The sequence below is a fragment of the Gloeobacter violaceus PCC 7421 genome (assembly GCF_000011385.1).
GTDB classification, from domain to species: Bacteria; Cyanobacteriota; Cyanobacteriia; order Gloeobacterales; family Gloeobacteraceae; genus Gloeobacter; species Gloeobacter violaceus.
The window spans coordinates 4257483-4274011 of the sequence record NC_005125.1; the positions used below are offsets into that span (position 1 = coordinate 4257483).

General features: G+C 60.6%; 14 protein-coding genes. 5 read left to right on the top strand and 9 right to left on the bottom strand.

What is annotated here, in order from left to right:
- Nucleotides 1-71 precede the first annotated feature (71 nt).
- Complete coding sequence (locus GLL_RS20940) at nt 72-1409, bottom strand: choice-of-anchor tandem repeat GloVer-containing protein (RefSeq protein ID WP_011144052.1); 1338 nt, start codon at nt 1407-1409, stop codon at nt 72-74.
- Between the two features lie 156 nt (nt 1410-1565).
- Between GLL_RS20940 and GLL_RS23840 the strand changes: the two genes are divergently transcribed.
- The gene (locus tag GLL_RS23840; RefSeq protein WP_407920002.1) at nt 1566-1868 is read left to right on the top strand and encodes a helix-turn-helix domain-containing protein; all 303 of its coding nucleotides are present in this window, start codon (nt 1566-1568) and stop codon (nt 1866-1868) included.
- A complete protein-coding gene (locus GLL_RS20950; RefSeq protein WP_164929444.1) occupies nt 1828-2505 on the top strand; it encodes a hypothetical protein in 678 nt (225 codons plus the stop codon). The genes GLL_RS23840 and GLL_RS20950 overlap by 41 nt, the downstream gene beginning before the upstream one ends.
- Before the next feature lie 124 nt (nt 2506-2629).
- On the opposite strand, the gene istB is transcribed toward GLL_RS20950, so the two are convergent.
- From istB to GLL_RS20980, 6 genes are all read right to left on the bottom strand, one after another.
- Complete coding sequence (gene istB / locus GLL_RS20955; RefSeq protein WP_011144054.1) at nt 2630-3391, bottom strand: IS21-like element helper ATPase IstB; 762 nt, start codon at nt 3389-3391, stop codon at nt 2630-2632.
- Nucleotides 3388-4122, bottom strand: a complete 735-nt coding sequence (locus GLL_RS20960; protein ID WP_164929445.1) for a hypothetical protein — start codon at nt 4120-4122, stop codon at nt 3388-3390. The genes istB and GLL_RS20960 overlap by 4 nt, the downstream gene beginning before the upstream one ends.
- A 30-nt stretch (nt 4123-4152) precedes the next feature.
- Nucleotides 4153-4938 carry an IS21 family transposase gene (gene istA / locus GLL_RS20965; RefSeq protein WP_011144056.1) on the bottom strand — a complete coding sequence of 262 codons (786 nt, stop codon included), beginning with the start codon at nt 4936-4938 and terminating at the stop codon, nt 4153-4155.
- Nucleotides 4939-5002: 64 nt separating this feature from the next.
- Entirely contained in the window at nt 5003-5269 is a 267-nt protein-coding gene (locus tag GLL_RS20970) for a hypothetical protein (RefSeq protein ID WP_011144057.1), read from the bottom strand.
- Between the two features lie 245 nt (nt 5270-5514).
- Nucleotides 5515-7449, bottom strand: a complete 1935-nt coding sequence (gene speA / locus GLL_RS20975) for a biosynthetic arginine decarboxylase (protein WP_011144058.1) — start codon at nt 7447-7449, stop codon at nt 5515-5517.
- Nucleotides 7450-7540: 91 nt separating this feature from the next.
- A complete protein-coding gene (locus GLL_RS20980; RefSeq protein WP_011144059.1) occupies nt 7541-8134 on the bottom strand; it encodes a sigma-70 family RNA polymerase sigma factor in 594 nt (197 codons plus the stop codon).
- 175 nt (nt 8135-8309) lie between these two features.
- Between GLL_RS20980 and GLL_RS20985 the strand changes: the two genes are divergently transcribed.
- Nucleotides 8310-11150, top strand: a complete 2841-nt coding sequence (locus GLL_RS20985) for a serine/threonine-protein kinase (RefSeq protein ID WP_011144060.1) — start codon at nt 8310-8312, stop codon at nt 11148-11150.
- A 210-nt stretch (nt 11151-11360) separates the two neighbouring features.
- Complete coding sequence (locus GLL_RS20990) at nt 11361-13139, top strand: hypothetical protein (protein ID WP_011144061.1); 1779 nt, start codon at nt 11361-11363, stop codon at nt 13137-13139.
- Nucleotides 13140-13361: 222 nt separating this feature from the next.
- Here GLL_RS20990 and GLL_RS20995 read toward each other — a convergent pair whose 3' ends face one another.
- A complete protein-coding gene (locus tag GLL_RS20995) occupies nt 13362-13601 on the bottom strand; it encodes a hypothetical protein (RefSeq protein ID WP_011144062.1) in 240 nt (79 codons plus the stop codon).
- Nucleotides 13602-13667: 66 nt separating this feature from the next.
- Here GLL_RS20995 and GLL_RS21000 point away from each other — a divergent pair.
- Nucleotides 13668-14545 (top strand): IS630 family transposase gene (locus GLL_RS21000; RefSeq protein ID WP_197530059.1). Its coding sequence is split into 2 segments (ribosomal slippage): nt 13668-13997 and nt 14000-14545, totalling 876 coding nucleotides; the frame shifts between segments, so codons are not numbered across the junction.
- 134 nt (nt 14546-14679) lie between these two features.
- Here GLL_RS21000 and GLL_RS21005 read toward each other — a convergent pair.
- Nucleotides 14680-16476 (bottom strand): ExeM/NucH family extracellular endonuclease, encoded by a 1797-nt coding sequence (locus tag GLL_RS21005; protein ID WP_164929446.1) that lies wholly within the window; start codon nt 16474-16476, stop codon nt 14680-14682.
- Between the last annotated feature and the right edge of the window lie 53 nt (nt 16477-16529).

Genomic DNA, 16529 nt, shown 5'->3' on the forward strand with positions numbered 1-16529 from the left:
CCGGCGCGGACTGCTTCAAGCTAACCTGGCCAGCCGCCAATACTATGCTCTCGCCCAACTGCGCAGCTTAGTTAGCGGAATTTGTCGAGAACTTTGTTTTTCTCCCTTGCGGTCTTACCCCCGACTTCGCTATGCCCGGCAACTTCAAAACCGACAGTTGCAGGAGTCAACCGGAAAACCGTTCCACAACCGGCGGGCGAAAAAGAACACGGTTGATCGCCAAAAAAGGTGGCACCGTAGAGATCACCCTTGTCGTCTTGGATGAGTCGACTAGGAAGTGTGCTTCCTCCTGCTGCAGAATTAAATGCAAACATGTACAGCACTGAAAGCACGCCTTTGGGAGTAATTCTGTAGATCGTACCGGCATTGTTGCTACCGCCAATACCGGTCGAACCGTAAAAATAACCGTCCTTGCCCCTGGTCAATCCCGCCGTCGGGTTCCCACCCTCGAAGCCTCCGGTGAACGCGTAAACCGTTGTCAGTTTTCCACGTTTTGAAAGACGAAAGACGGTGCCGAATCCGGATGCTCCACCTGTGGAGGTGACCCCATACAAACTGCCGTCCGGTGCCTGTACCAGTTCACCTGTAGGAAAAGCACCGTCGATTCCACCTGTAAAGGTGTGCAGTAATGTGAAATTCCCGTGAGGAGAAATTCGATAAACCGTGCCGCAGTCGCAAGGACCCTCACTCCGGAGTGTTGTTCCGTAGAAATTGCCGTCACTTCCTCGAACCAAGCCCGCGATCGGCCTGCCACCATCGTCCTCACCCTTGAAGCGGTACAACGTCAAATTTCGCCCGCCTGGGGCAATACGAAAGACGGTACCGCAACCGGGTGTACTCGTGCTCCCCTGGCAATCGCCTTCCCCACCTGCCTCTGCCGTTCCGTACAGGCTGCCGTCTGCGCCTTGCACCAGCGGTGCTTTGGGGTTTGCACCGTCCGCTCCGGCAAATGTATAGATTGTGGTGAATTGTCCTGTCGGAGTGAGCCGATAAATTGTTCCAAAGTTGCCAGAAGTGCTGTTTCCGAAAATCGTCGTACCGTAAAAGTTGCCATCGTTTGCAAGGGTCAGCGCGCCGTACGGCAAAGCCCCTTCTGCTCCCGAAAATGAATACAAAGAAGCGAACTCTCCTGCTGAAGTGACGCTGTAAATTGTTCCATTACCGCTTGCACCGCCATGTTGGGTCGTTCCATAAAAGCGGCCGTCACGACCGTCTACAAGACCACTGGCAGGCTGGGCACCATCGCTGCCTACAAATTCCTGGAGGATAGTAAGGGTCTGCGCACTAAGCGGAAAAACTAGAGCCGTCGAACTGAGGGTCAGAAGGACGGAAGAGACGATCGAAGCCATAGTCAAGGAATGTGAAAATTTCATATCGTTCTTCTTGAGTAAATGCAATATGTGCAGCACAATTATTAGACCAAAAGTCAAAAAAAGTAAAGTTAAATTTGATTAACTAAACCGTGATTTTGTAACTCCGTTCTCGGGTACGGATGAGGAAGCAGTTGTGGAAAGCCCAAGAGGGCCGATTATCAGTACTGCGTCCCCCTAGTACAGCAACTGAGCATCGAGGAACGCCTCAAAGATATTCCGAGGGCCGGCAAGCCCTCCGCCATCACTGCTGAGCAGTTGTGTCAAATTGTCGCCTTGGCGTGCGAGTTGCCCGAGGCTTCCGGGCGGCCCATTACCCAATGGTCGCCGCGGGAACTGGCAGCACAAATCGTCGGGCGCGGCATCTTGAGTGCGATTTTTCACCCCGCCATGCCGCCCGTCTGCTCAAAAAAGGGATCTCCAGGGTCGTTGCCCCAACGACCCCCAACCGCACCGGGTGCGCGCCTGGCTGACAGCGAAGCACGACGAGCATTTTGACGATAAAGTTCGGCATATCTGCGCTTTGTACCAGCAAGCCCCCGGGCTTTTGGCCGAGAACGCGGTGGTCTACAGCACCGACGAGATGAACGGCGTGCAAGCCCTGGAGCGGCTACATCCCGACAAACCGATGCGGCCGGGCGAGCCCGTCAAGAAGGAATTTGAGTACATTCCTCACGGTACGCTGTCGTTGATAGTCCATCGGGAAGTGGCCACTGGGCAGGTGATTGCGCCTTTTGCCGCTCCAACGCTTGAGGCAGAAAATTGCGTGCTAGCGGTGGTGCTGGCCATCAGTGAGCGGCCCGAGGTCAAAAAAGCTGGTGGCATTGGGTCTGGACTCTGTGCTGGCCAGCCGCACGGGCAGTGCCGACGAGTATTACCTCAAGGATGCCCTGAACGGTTCGGTGGCGGCGGCGGTGGCCGGGGGCAGCAGCCCCTCGGTGAAGACCGGCTACGGTTACAGTCCTTTTGGAACCGTCAGCACCGCCGGCGGCAGCCCGGCGAGCACCTGGCGGCCGAGCAGATTGACCGGTCGGTGGGAGTGCCCGGTTGGTTGGGCTTTGTGCCGGTGATTGGTTCGGCCTTACAGGCGATTGGTGATTTTCAGGCGTTTCGCTGTACGGCGTCAACTAGATAGTCTGATGTCGTCGATTATCCTGGCTGCAGGCGATGATCATTTTGCGCAACTGCTAATTGTCGCAGATCCGCTGCGACAATTAGCCGCGTCAATTAGTAATCTATAGACACTTATTGAACTTGTCTCAAGTGGCCGACTGACGCTGCTGTCTGGCCTGGGCTGCCTTCTTGCGGTAGCTCTCCGCCTCAATTTCAATGAGCGTCGCATGATGCACCAACCGGTCGACGGCCGATACCGTCATCGTCGTGTCACTGAAGATCTGGTCCCAATCGCGAAACGGGTGGTTGGAAGTTATCACCAGGCTGTGCCTTTCGTACCGATGGGCAATCAACTCGAAGAGCACGCTGCTCTCGGACTCGCTGCGTTTGACGTAGCCGATGTCGTCGATGACCACAACCGGGTAATGGTCCAGACGCACCAACTGCTTCTCCAGAGCCAGGTTGAGCTTTGCCTGCTGGAGTAGCTGCACCAGATTGGTGGCTGTGAAGTAGCGCACGGGGATGCCCTTCTCGACCATCGCCAGACCGACTCCGGCCGCCAGGTGCGTCTTTCCCACTCCGCTCGGGCCGAAGAGCAACACATTCTCCGCCCGCTTGACCCAGGTGCTGTCCGCTGCCAACTGCTGCACCCGGCGGCGTTCGAGTTTCGTACAAGCGGCAAAGTCGAATCCCGATAGGCTCTTGCCCACGGGCAGTCGAGCATCCTTGAGGTAGCGCGCCAATCTGCGGTTCTCCCGCTCGGTGTGTTCAAATTCGCATAGGCACTTGAGGAAGCGGCTGTGGCTCCAGCCCTCGGCTACGGCCTGTGCCTCGATGCGCTCGACTTGTTCACCAATGAAGCCCAGGCGCAATGCCTTCAACAGCACCTCCAGACTCGCCTCGCTCATCGGCCTGCACTCCCACAACTGGTTGGCAACAGGGCGTCGTAGTCCGCTAGCGAGTGCTGGTCAAAACTACTGTGCGGTAAAACAATCTCCTGCCTGGCTTCGAATCTGCTCCTCAGTCGGCTCAAGCTGAGGGTACCGCGGCTTAGTTCGCTTTCCAGGTAAGCCCCCACCGCTGCCTGACAGTCCAGCTTCGCCGCCAGATACAGGGCACTGACCATTAATTTGCAGGCCATGTCCCGGTCAAACTGCTCAACCATGCGGCTCCACAGTTGGCGGTAGTGCCCGTCCGGCAACAATTCATCGCGGTACTGGCAACTGGCAAAAGCCCGGGGCTTCTTGTGCAGGCTGTCAATCACGTGGCGGTAGTCGATGGAGCGTGCTCGGCGCTTGGCGCAATCGGCCGCAACATACACCCGCTCTAAGGAGAACACCTGTCGGCAGCCGAGGTAGCCGACCAGCCGGTCGTGATAGAGGTGGATGCGCAGGGTATGACCCATCAGTTGCGAGGGCACCGAGTAGAGGATGCAACGCACGCAGACGGTGCTCGAGGAACTGACCTTCGTCAGCACCACCCGATAGTCGGCGTAGCGGTCGTCCGGCAACGCCGACAGTTGTACGCGCTCCGACTCGAACTCGCTCTGGTGCAGGGCATTGAGCCTGTCAATCACTTCGTCGATGAGCGTCTGATACTCGGCCACCGAGGCAAAGTCGAACGAGCCGCGCAAGAGCATCGCCTGCACCAGCCGCCGCTTGAAGTGACCTCAGGGGCGTTGGGGCAACGCCCCTGAGGACGATTCAACTGAGCCGTTCTCGTGGCCCTTTCCCCGATTATTGCGGCTGGGGGCCATGCGGTAGTGCAGACACAACCCGTCGTAGGCAAGGCTCAGATCCTCGATGGTGCGCGGCAGCAAATTGTGGAAAGCGGCCGAAAGACTATCGGTGCGGTGCTCGGCGGGGCAGCCGCCCAACTTCCACAGTGCATTCTGCAACCCCTCGGACAAAGCGGCGAAGCTCTCACCGCCTTGGACAACTTGTACATAGCTCCAGCCGCTATAGGCCAGGCGAAAGTGGTAGAGCAGGTGAGTAAATGGCCGACCGCCGATGGTGACAACCGCCTGCTTGAGCTTTGTGAAGTCGGACAGCCCCATCACCCCCGGCAGGTGTTCCTGGCGGAACATGACTTCCTTAGGTGGTCCTTCGAGAGCCGGCCATTCACGCACCCGTCGCTCCAGGGTGCGCAGGACTTTGCGCGGATACTGGCCGGGGTAGAGCTTTTGCAGGTGTTCCCACAGCGTCATCGGCTTGAGGCTGGGCGTGCGGCGCAGTAAGGGTATCAGTTCTGAGTGCCAGACCTCGGCCAACGGGTCCGGACGGGTTCTGTAACTTCGCGGCTGACAGTGATGGGGCTGGTGGGTGCCTTGCTCAATACGGTGAGCAGTGCGGGTCGAAAAGCCGGCTTTGGCCGCAGCAGTTTGCTGCTGGGCACCCTGATTGCGCAGCGTCATGAACAGTTTGACCTGTTGAGTGGTGATGTACTTTCCAGGCACAACCTAGCCCCATCGATAACGAGACGATGGAGCAAGAGTCGCCGATCCGGCTGCGCGGGGTTACCTACCGAACGTCAGCCAAGGTAATTGTCGCGCAACACTCGACATCGGCCTCTGCCGGGTCGGGTTCAGTTTCTTCTTCCAGTGCAGCTGGCTCGACCTCAATAAGAGGTTTGAATGCTTCCTCGTCCCAGAGGTCGTCTTCCCAGGGCTCTTCAGACGCAGCGGCGGCAGGGGTGTCCCAGAAGGCGAGCGGATCCCAGCCGGACGCTTCTTCCTGATAGGCGAGCGGTGGGAGCGATTGCCGGCTGGACGGTTCGCTGTGCTGCATCTCGCTTGGCGTCCTAAGCCGCCACGGTCTGCTGGACAAAAATCACAGCAAGCGGCGCAATCTCCTGGTCTTAGGGACAACCTAATCAATTTGAAAGGCCGATCCGGCAGCTTCCCGGCTCAAGCGCATGATTGCGCAAAATATAACGCAATCCGGTACTGACGCAGTTGGCACTCAGCCCCAATCACCCCGGCAAGCCGGACGAGCGCCTCGTCCAGCAGTTTCGGGCGGGCGATCCCGCCACCCTAGCGCGCGGCCAGTTCGACCTGGAGTTCGTTGGTGAGGTAGGTGTAGCCGCTCAAGGAGCGCTCGTAGTGCTGCAGCAACAACCGCGATTCGCTCAGGGTGATGCGCCGCTCCCTGAGCGCCTGCTCGGTCTCGCGGCGAATACTCTCCAGCATCGCTTCGTGGTCGTACTGGACGTACTTGAGCACCTCGGTCATCGTGTCGCCCTTGACGACGTGTTCAAGCCGGTAACTCTGCTCGCCCGGCTCGTCGGAGGCGAGATGAATGTGAACGGTGTTGGTGTCGCCGAACAGGTTGTGCATGTCCCCCAGAATTTCTTGGTAGGCACCGTTGAGGAACATCCCCAGGTAATAGGGTTCCTCCGGCCGCACCGGGTGCAGTTCGAGCACGCCCTTGACGTCGCGCAGGTCGATAAACTGGTCGATTTTGCCGTCGCTGTCGCAGGTGAGATCCGCGAGGGTGCCGCGGGCCTTGGGCTCCTCGTCCAGCCTGTGGATGGGCATGATCGGAAAGAGCTGGTCGATGGCCCAACTATCGGGGGCGGACTGGAAGACCGAGAAGTTGCAGTAGTAGGTCGAAGCCATATTCTTCTCGAGGTCCGCCAGCTCGTCCGGGATGTAGTCGAGTTCGCGCACCAGGTTGAGGATCTTCTCGCAGCAGCCCCAGTAGAGCCGCTCGGCCCGGGCGCGTTCCCCCAGGCCCAAGTAGCCCAGAGCAAAAAGGCTGAGGGCTTCTTCTTTAAATTGCGAAGCGTCGTTGAAGGCTTCTTGCACGTTGTCGGGGGTGATCTGGGTATAGGTCTCGTAGAGGTTGCGGATGATCGAGTGCTCGTTGCGGGCGGGAGGCTCCGGTTCGCCGAATTGCAGGTGGCTCACCCCCATCACATCGAAGACGAGCACCGACTGGTGGCTGGTGATCGCCCGACCCGACTCGCTCACCAGGGTCGGCACCGGCACGTTCTTGGTGCGGCAGGCGTCCTGGAAGGCGGCCACCACGTCGTAGGCGTACTCCTGCATGTTGTAGTTTTTGGAGGCGCGAAAGTTGGTCTTCGAGCCGTCATAGTCGATGGCCAGCCCCCCGCCCACGTCGCAGTACTGCATGGGGGCTCCCATCTGCGCAAGTTCGACGTAGACGCAGGACGCCTCGCGCAGGGCCGTCTTGATCACGTTGATGGCCGAGATTTGCGAGCCGATGTGAAAGTGCAGCAGTTGCAGCGAGGAAAGCAAGTCGGCGGCTTTGAGTTGGGCCACCACCTCCATGATCTCCCCGGCGCTCAGGCCGAATTTGGCTCGATCGCCGGTGGAATCGCCCCAGCGCCCGATGCCCCGGGCGGTAAGCTTGGCCCGCACACCGATGAGCGGACGGATGCCGAGCTTTTGGGCCGCTTCGATGAGCAGCGTCAACTCGTGAAAGCGTTCGATCACCACGAAAGGGGTGTGGCCGAGCCGTTGGGCCAACAGCGCCGTCTCGATATATTCGCTGTCTTTGTAGCCGTTGCAGATAATCAAGGCCCCCGGCGTCTTGAGGGTGGCCAGGGCGATGAGCAGTTCGGGCTTGGAACCTGCTTCCAGACCATATTGAAAGGGCCGGCCAAATTCGACCACTTCCTCGACGACGTGGCGCTGCTGGTTGACCTTGACCGGGTAGACGCCTTTGTAGATCCCCGGGTAGTCGTATTCGCGGATGGCCTCGACAAAGCAGGCGTTGAGGCGGGCGATGCGGTCGGCCAGGATATCGGAGAAGCGAATCAGCATCGGCATGTTCAGGCCGCGCTTCTGGATGTCTTGCACCAGGTGGAACAGGTCGATCTCACCGTTGCCCTCGCCGCGCGGCATCACAGCGACGTGCCCTTTGTCGTTGATCTTGAAGTAGGGCTCCCCCCAACCGTGAATCTGGTACAGCTCGGCGCTGTCTTCGATTGTCCAATCTTGCATGCCTGTCCCTCTCGGCCCGGAAACAAACCCAAAGCTTACCCATTATTGTTTATCGGTTGATTAAGCGTGTGGTCGCAGACTCCCGTCGGGCCTAAGAAGACAGCGCATCGCGCTCGGCGGCATCGCCGCTCATCCAACAGTGCAGCCAGGCCCTGGCGATATTCCAGTGGCGTTTGACCGTGGCGGGGGATAGGGCGAGCGCCTCGGCGGTTTGCTCGATAGTCAGCCCGCCGAAGTAGCGCAGTTCTACCAGCCGGCTTTGCTGGGGGTCAACTTTGGCCAACGCGTCGAGCGCTTCGTCGAGCACGAGCAGTTCCTCGTCGCGCTCCGCAGCAGCCGGCTCGGCCACCCGATCGAGCGAAACCTTGACCGCCCCGCCACCGCGCTTGAGCCGCCGGTGGGCGCGGGCGTGCTCGACGAGGATACGCCGCATCGATTTGGCGGCAATCGCCAGAAAATGAGCGCGGTTGCTCCAGGCCACACCCCCTTGATCGACCATCCGCAAATACGCTTCGTTGACCAGGGCCGTGGCCTGGAGCGTATGACCGGAACGCTCAGCGCGCAACAGGTGGGCGGCCAGCCCGTGCAGTTCCTTGTGAATCAAAGGCGTCAGTTGGATCAGCGCCTGCTGATCCCCGTTGCGCCAGTCGAGCAGCAGTTGGGTAACGTTCGCAGAAGGTTCCATCGCCAATTTCCCAAACGGTCAGCTGTACCTGCACTAGGGGCACAAACCGGTTGCCGGTTTCGACACCTTCCCTGCGCGTGCCTGTCGCGTATACACTGTCACTACCGGCACAGCCTCTAGAGGTGGATACTAAACCACCCCGAAAGCTGCCTACTGCTACCGTGCCACTGGGAGCATGACACCCGAACAGTGGAAACAGATCCGAGAAGCACTCAGCGTTGCCCTCGATCGCCAGGGGACCGACCGACTCGCCTACCTCGATGCTCTGCGCCTGGAGCCGCAACTGCGCCAGTGTCTGGATAAGTTGCTCGCCGCCCACGACCAGCAGGACGGTTTTTTGAGCACGCCGATTCTCGGCTCACCCCTGGAATCGCTGTTGGCCAATCGGTCCCCAACAGATGTAAGCTGGGTCGCCGGTCGCCGTTTGGGGGCCTACCGGCTGGTGGGGGAGCTGGGTCGGGGCGGCATGGGGGTGGTCTACCTCGCTGAGCGCGCCGACGGTCTTTTCAGCAAGCGCGTCGCTATCAAAGTCCTGCAACCGGGCCGGGGGGCGCCGCTATTGTTGGAGCGGTTCGTCCAGGAACGGCAGATCCTCGCCAACCTCGAACATCCGCACATCGCCCGGCTCATCGACGGCGGCACCAGCGAAGAAGGGCTTCCGTATCTGGTGATGGAGTACATCGACGGCGAACCAATCGACTGCTACTGCCGCAAGCAGCAGTTGCCGGTGCGGGAGCGGCTGGCGCTCATCGAAAAAGTCTGCCGGGCGGTGCACCATGCCCACACCCTCCAGGTGCTCCACCGCGATCTCAAAGCAAGCAACATCCTGGTTGATGGAGCAGGTGAACCGAAGCTGCTCGACTTCGGCATTGCCAAGCTGTTGGACGAGCAGGCACCGGAAGCCGAGCAGACCGCGACGGAATGGCGAATGCTCACCCCCAGCTACGCTTCGCCCGAGCAGATCCGGGGGGAAGCGGCAGGACCTTCCAGCGATGTATTCTCCCTGGGGGTGGTGCTCTACGAGTTGCTCACCGCTCGCCGGCCGGCGGGGTTGAATGTCGGTCCCCTCGATGAAATGCTCTGGACGCTCGGCGAACAGGCGGCCGTACCACCCAGCCGGGCGGTTGCCGCAGGCACCGACGCCGGACTGCTCGCGGATCCTCAAAAAGTTCAGATTGATGGGTCCATCGATCCGCTGGTGCTGTGTGCCCTGGCCAAAGCCCCTGCCGACCGCTACACCTCCGCGCTGGCGATGGCCGAGGCAATTCGCGGCTATCTGGCAGACCATACCCCGGCAAGCGGGCCGCTGTCATTTCCCCCCAAAGCCCCGCGCCCAGCCCTAACCGGCCGGCTGCGGCAGCCGGCGGCAATTGCGGCCGGTATTGGGGTGCTCGCTGTATCGCTGGGGGTCGGAGGCTTCTGGTGGACGAGCAACTTCGGGAGTCCCGCCTCCGCCGCAGCGCGCACGATTGCCGTTTTGCCCTTTGCCAATATCGACGGCGACAGCCGCAGCGCTTATTTCAGCGACGGCATGACCTTCGACATCACCAACCAGTTGGGAAAGATTGCCGACCTGACGGTGATCGCCAGTTCGGCTGCGATGCAATATAGGGGCACCACCAAAGCGCTGCGCGAGGTTGCCAGGGAGTTGGGAGCAGGTACGATCCTGACGGGCAGCGTACGCCGCAACGGTAACCGGGTGCGCATCGTAAGCCAACTGGTGGACCCGGCAACCGGCCAGCAGTTGTGGTCGCAAGATTATGAGCGGCAATTAAAAGATGTCTTTGCTATCCAGGCGGAAGTCTCCGAGCAGATCGCCCGGCGGCTGCAGGCCAGACTGAGCGCCACCGAAAAGCTGCGCCTCACCCAGGTGCCGACCGCCAGCATCACCGCCTACGACTACTACCTCAAAGGCCGCGACTACCTGGGCCGACGCAGCCGGGCGGATAATGACCTGGCTATCGAGCTGTTCAAGCGGGCATTGGCCCTCGATCCGAACTATGCCCTAGCCCACGCGGGCCTGGGAAGCGCCTACGGCAGCAAAGCAACCCGCTACGGCCAGGAGGAGCGCTGGGAAGCCGAATCGCTCAAGGCGATCAAAAAGGCACTGGTACTCGATCCAAATTTGTCCCAGGCGCACAAGGCCCTGGGCAGCTATTACTACGGTCGGGGGCGGTATCGTCAGGCGCTCGCTTCCTTCAAGCGGGGGGCCGAACTCAACCCCAGCCTGCCGGTGGTGGCAGGCGCCTACGGCGGCCTCAGTGCGGCGATGGGCAATCTCGAAGAAGGGGTGCGGTGGAGCAAACGATCGATCGCGCTCAATCCGACCCGCAACGGCTATCCGAACCTTGGCATGATTTATACGATTCTTGGAGAAGACGCCCGGGCGCGACGGGCGCTGGAAGCGGCAGTGAGTATTCAACCCGACAATGTGTATGCCCTGTCGTATCTGAGTACCCTGCACAAGTTGCGCGGTCAGTACGACGAGGCCCGAAAGACTGCCCAAAAGATCCTGGCGCGCGACCCGCAGGAAGTGTTCGGCCTGACTGCTGCGGGGGATGCCGAGCGCTTCGCCGGGCGCTGGTCCGAAGCCAAAGCGCACTACGAAAAAGTGCTCAAGATTACCGACCGCCTCGACGGCGAGAGCGGACAGTTGCAATCGACGACCATCCTGGCCGATATCGCCCGGCGCGAGGGCCAGCCGACCCGGGCCGCCCAACTGCTCGCGCGCAGTTTTCAGATCGACCGCGAGGCGATCGACGGCGGCAACGAGTACTATTTTTATCCTTTCGATCTGGCTGCGGCGTACGCGGTGCAGGGCGACAAAAGCTCAGCGCTGCGCTGGTTGCGCCGGGCGATCAAAGCTGGGTGGCGGGATTACCGCTGGCTCAAGCTGGATCCGGTTTTTGAAAGACTGCGCGGCGATGGCGAATTCGAGCAGCTCGTGGCGCAGCTCAAAGCCCAGGTTGAGGCGATGCGCCAGCGGGTGATCGCTGCGGAGAGCGCAGAGTCTTAGAGCAGGTGTCAGATGTCAGTCTGAAAACCGTTGCCTGCCAGGGTCTGGCTTTTTTTATCTACCCCAAAACCGCTTCGAACACCGCCGCCAAGGCGCTCCAGGCCAATCGGCAACAACCGTGGCGGCGGGGGTGAGCTAGATAGCCGACCGGTGTCGCTTTGTTTGGCAAGGAGGCAATTGCGGCCCTCCCGACACCAGGAGCCAGAAACCATGGAAGACAACTACTCCCTTGGCGACCTCGACGATGTCCGCCAGATGTACCTCGACCAGACGGACTATCTCGACAGCTTTGATGATGAAGGCCAGAGGTTTGCGAGTTCGGCGGACGGGGAGGCCCTCGATACGAACGAAGCCGACACGCGCGAGCCGGGCTGGTACGCGGACGACCCGATGGACCCTCACCCGGACTACCCGGCGGGCATGGGCCCGGACAGCGATGCGATCGATGGCGATAGTCGCGATCCGCTTGGGGGATTTGAGACTTTTTCAGAAAACGATCCGGCGGACAGATCCGCCTTCAACAGCCCGGATTTTGATAGTGCAAACGACTACCAGGACTTCGACGGAACCCCTCGCCAGCTGGATATGGATGGGTTCGGGCAGTCGATCGACCAAGCTTTCAATACCGACGCTCCCCTCAATCTTGAACTTGATAATCACCCCTACATCAGCCAACCTGGACCGGGAGACCGCGTCGAGTGGCCGATGAGCGAATCTGAGCAGCGCTACTACGACTACATGCGCGACACCGAACCGCGGCTTGAGGCTGCCCAGGAGCAGATCAAGCAGGATATGGGCCGCTGGGACTACGAATTGCGCCCGGAGCGCTACGAACTGGAAGCGCGCCAACAACACTTCGCCGATTCCACCGTGCCCGCCGAGTACCAGCCCATCCGCAACAGCGAGGTGGGGATGATCACCGACATGGCGATGAAAGATTACCTGGCTGCCCAGGCTGCCCCCGGCAGCAGCAGCGCCCTCGCCGCCAACGCCAACGCGGTCAAAAACGGCAACGAGTACGTCCAGCACGGGGGCAAAGCCTTGCGGACCGGGGCGGCGGGAGTCGGCAACCCGGCCGGTTGGGCGGGGACCACGGCGGTACCGCCGGTGACCGGCGTCATCGGCCAGGTGGGTAGCGGCGTCTCGGATCTGGCCGGCACCGTCGGCAACGCCGCCAATGCGGTACAGGGGTACGACGGCTGGCAAAACGGCAGCGACCCGGCCAAACAGCAGGTCGGTCGCAATCGATTGATGGACGGCGGTATCTCCTCCGGCATTAGTGCTTTGAAAACTGCCACCAATGCGACCAGAATCGCCGCCCACGCGGGTGAGTCGGTGGCGGTGGGGGCTATCCCCGGCCTGGGCATCGCCAGTTACGGTCCCCAGACTCTCTACACCGCCGCCCAGGGTATCGGGCACGGCAAGCAGGCCCACGATCTGGGCCAGGTCTCCGCTACAGCCCAGGCCGACAACAGCCCCTACACCGACGCCCTGCAGGCGGCCCACGGCCGGATGCAGGAGTTGACCCTCCGCGACGGCGTGCAGACGACCGCTTACGGCGTGAGCACCGCCGGGGACGGCGTGACTTTAAGCGGCGTGGGCGCACCCATCGGTCTTCCCATCAAAGCCGGCGGTCAGGCGCTCGAATTTGCCACCAACATGGGGGCTTTGGGCCGCGACAGCCATATAGCCAAGCAGTCCCAGCAGGCCATGCAGGATCTGCGCATGGGCGTTCCCGGTGCCGAAAACTACGCCCTTAAAAACAGTCCCCAGCTGGCGGCGCACGCCCTGGCCGGCGGCGCCAAACACTTCCAGGACCCGATCGCCACCCAGGGACTGAACGCGATGGGCATTGACTCCCAAACGATCGAGCAGTCCTCGCAGCCAAACCTCGCCAACCTCGCCCTCAACCAGCAAAAGCACGACTCCCAGCCGCAAAGCACCAGCCAAAAAGCTTCAAACCTCCTGCGGCCAGGTCGCAAAAAATAGAGCGAAAGGCGGTCCACGTGCTTCGTGGACCGCCTTTTTTTTTGACATCCTTGTATATTCTTGGGGTCGGGAGATCTCTCGATAAAATCTACTCAGGGCAACCAGAGTAGGCGGGGACCGGAACGCTGCTGACATCCTTTGGCTACGCGCCCGCTCGGGAGAGGAGCGTCCGCCCCTCACACTTGTTCCCTCAGAGCGGACGGTATCTTAAGACAATTCTCGCTATTGCTCTTGCATGCACAAGGATGGTCCGAACAAGTACTTACTCCATGCAGCTCTGTGCTCGTATCTGAACAGGAGGTATTTCCATTGAATGAGGCTGTTTTGGGAATCGACATTGCGAAGCTGTCCTTTCAGGCTGCGCTGCTCGTCGCGGGCAAGTTGCGCTCCAAGAGCTTCCAAAATTCCCCCACCGGATTTGAACAATTGTGTGACTGGCTCAATCAGCAGCAACTCCAACACATATAGCTGTCGCCAACTTTATTAGGACATAGGCTATAACTACCAGTAGTCTCTCGGCGACCGGCCATGGCAAAACCCTACAGTTACGACTTCCGCCAAAAAGTCCTGCAAGCCATCGAACTCAACGGTCTCAAGAAAAGTGAAGCCAGCGAGCTGTTCGACATCAGTCGCAACACCATCAACTTGTGGTCTCAGCGCAAGGCAGAAACCGGAGATGTCCAGGCAAAGCCCAGACCGGCATCCCATAAGGGTCAGAAAATTACCGACTGGGAAAAGTTTCGGGCCTTCGTAGAAGCACATGGCGACAAAACCCAGGCCGAGATGGCGCAACTGTGGGATGGACAGATCAGTAGCCGCACGATTTCGCGGGCGTTGCACAAGCTTGGCATCACCCGAAAAAAAAGACCTACGGGTATCGCGAACGCGATGAGGCGAAACGCTCAGCATTCCTAGAGCTTCTGCCGGACCCGAAAGCCGCGCACCTGGTGTATGTCGATCAGTCCGGCATGGACGAGCGCGACGATTACGGATACGGTTGGTCGCCGTTGGGGGAGCGCTTTTACGGACTGAAAGCAGGTCGTCGTCAAGGTCGCATCAACATGATTGCGGGCTATCGAGCCGGTCAGCTGATCGCCCCGTTCACTGTCGAAGGAGCTTGCAATCGGACCGTGTTTGAAATTTGGCTGGAGAGCTGCTTGATTCCTGTGTTGCAGCCTGGCGAGTGGGTGATTCTGGATAACGCCACGTTTGATCATGGTGGCCGGATTGCCGCATTGATTGAAGCGGCCGGTGCCCACGTACTCTATTTACCCCCGTATTCCCCCGACCTGAACCGCATTGAGAAGTGCTGGGCGTGGTTGAAAAGTCGGATTCGCAAACGGTTACGTGATTGCGGGCATTTGCGCAACGCGATGGATGCCGTTCTCAAACAGGCTGCGTCCTAACTTAAATGGCGACAGCCATAGCCCTGATCTGTCAAACACGGGCGAAACGTTGAATCTTCGTGAGCTGAAAGGCCGTGCTTTCGTTGAAAAATCCCTATGTGACAGATCAGGGATAGTTATGCAAGATTGATCTGCTAACGCCGCCCGTCTGCCTTTAATTCCAATCCGACAACTACCGGATCGTGGTCTGAGGAACGGTAGGGCGTCGGCTCGTAGCGGTCGTCCTTTTTGGCGGCCGGGTTGCGGCGGCTGTACTCGGTGTTGTAGTCGATGACGGGCGGTTCGTCGGAGTTGACGTGCCACTCGGTGATGCCGGTCACCTGTTTGTCCAGGCTGGGGGTGGCCAGGGCATGGTCGAGGTAGCCCGACTGGCCTTCGAAGACATAGGAGTAGCGTTCCGCCGCCGGGATGCGCAGATTGAGACTCACCAGCCCGCCCGCACCGAGCGCCTTGATCGGGTCTTCGCCGCCGTAGGCGTTGAGATCCCCCACCACCAATACGTCAGGATCGTTCAGGGTCTTCACGAAGGCGAGCAGTTTGCGGGCCTGGGCCACCCGTCTGAGGTTCCAGCAGCCCTGGCCTTTGTCGGCATCGGCGTCCGGGCCGGGGTCGGGGCAGCTGCCCTTCGATTTGAAGTGGTTGACCACCACCGTGAAGGTGCTGCGCGGACCGCTGCGACGGGCCTGAAATGTCTGGGCCAGAGGCGGCCGGTCGAAGATGGGTTCGGGGTCGCTGCGGGACGGGCCTACCGGTTTCACCCGCTCGGGCTTGTAGATGATCCCCACTTGAATGTCGTCGGTGCCCGTGCCGCGCAAAGGCGGGATCACCACGTCGAAGACCGTGCGGCCGTAGGCTTTGTTGAGGGCGGCGGTCAGGTTGTCGAGGGCGATCAGGCCGTTATTCTGGATCTCGATGAGCCCGACCACATCGGCGTCGATCGCTTTCAAGGCGGCCACCACTTTACCCTGCTGGCGTTCGAACTCTTTGTCGTTCGCCGCTCCCCGGCTGCCCAGGGTCGTGAAATAATTGAGCACATTGAAACTGGCCACCTTCAGGCGGCCCCCCACGGGGGCAGGAGCCGCGGTGCGCGGGTTGGCCTGGACAAATTCCGGCGGGGCGGTCGGCTGCAGGCGGTAGGTGCCGAAGCCGCTGGTGAGAATGCCCGTGAGCCCCGCAACCGTGTCGCCCAGGCGGCGGGTGCCGCTTTTGTCGGTGCCGGTGAAGTAGGGGATCTGTTTCGGGTTGAGCAGGTTGCTCGCATCGTCAAGAACCAATCGGCGGCGGGCATTCAGTTCGCTGCTGCCCCCCTGGCCGTTGGTGGGGACGAACAGCCGTCCGTCCGCCGAGAGCACCAGTTCGCCCCGCTCGCCCAGTTCGTTGGTGTCGGTGATGGTGAGGGTCTGGGCGAGGCGCACCAACATGCCCTCGTAGCGCTCCAATTGGCCGGGAGTACCCACCGGCAGGGCGAGTGCCGTGGGTTCAACGCCCTGACCTCCCTCGCAGACAAGCACTTCGCTCACCCGGTCGAGCTCAGTCAGGGTGCGGCCCTGGGGACCGAACTCCTTGACCGCACCGCTCACCCGCACCCGATCCCCCGCGGCCACTTCTTTTTTGGAGAGCGGATTGGCCGGGGGCACGAAGATGAAAATCCCGTCGGAAGTCTCCGGATCGCCGTCCCCGACGCGCTCCTGAAGATAAAACCCGCCCAACTGGTTGCCGGGCTGAAAGTCGCCCGTGACGATCCCTTCGACGACCACTGCCTGACCGGCCAGGGAACTGGCCCCCTCCTTGCCCTGGATCTGGAAGATAGGAGTCAGGGGTACTGCGGGCGCAGGGCAGTTCTGGGCCAGGCTTTTCGGGGCGGCCAACAGCGTCACGGCAGGGATCAGCGCCGCCCACACCGGCAGCAGCGGCCACGGTCTCGATTGCATAACACTCCTTGCGAATCGCTCCATTGCACCTTTGCGGGAGGCTGGGAACGATT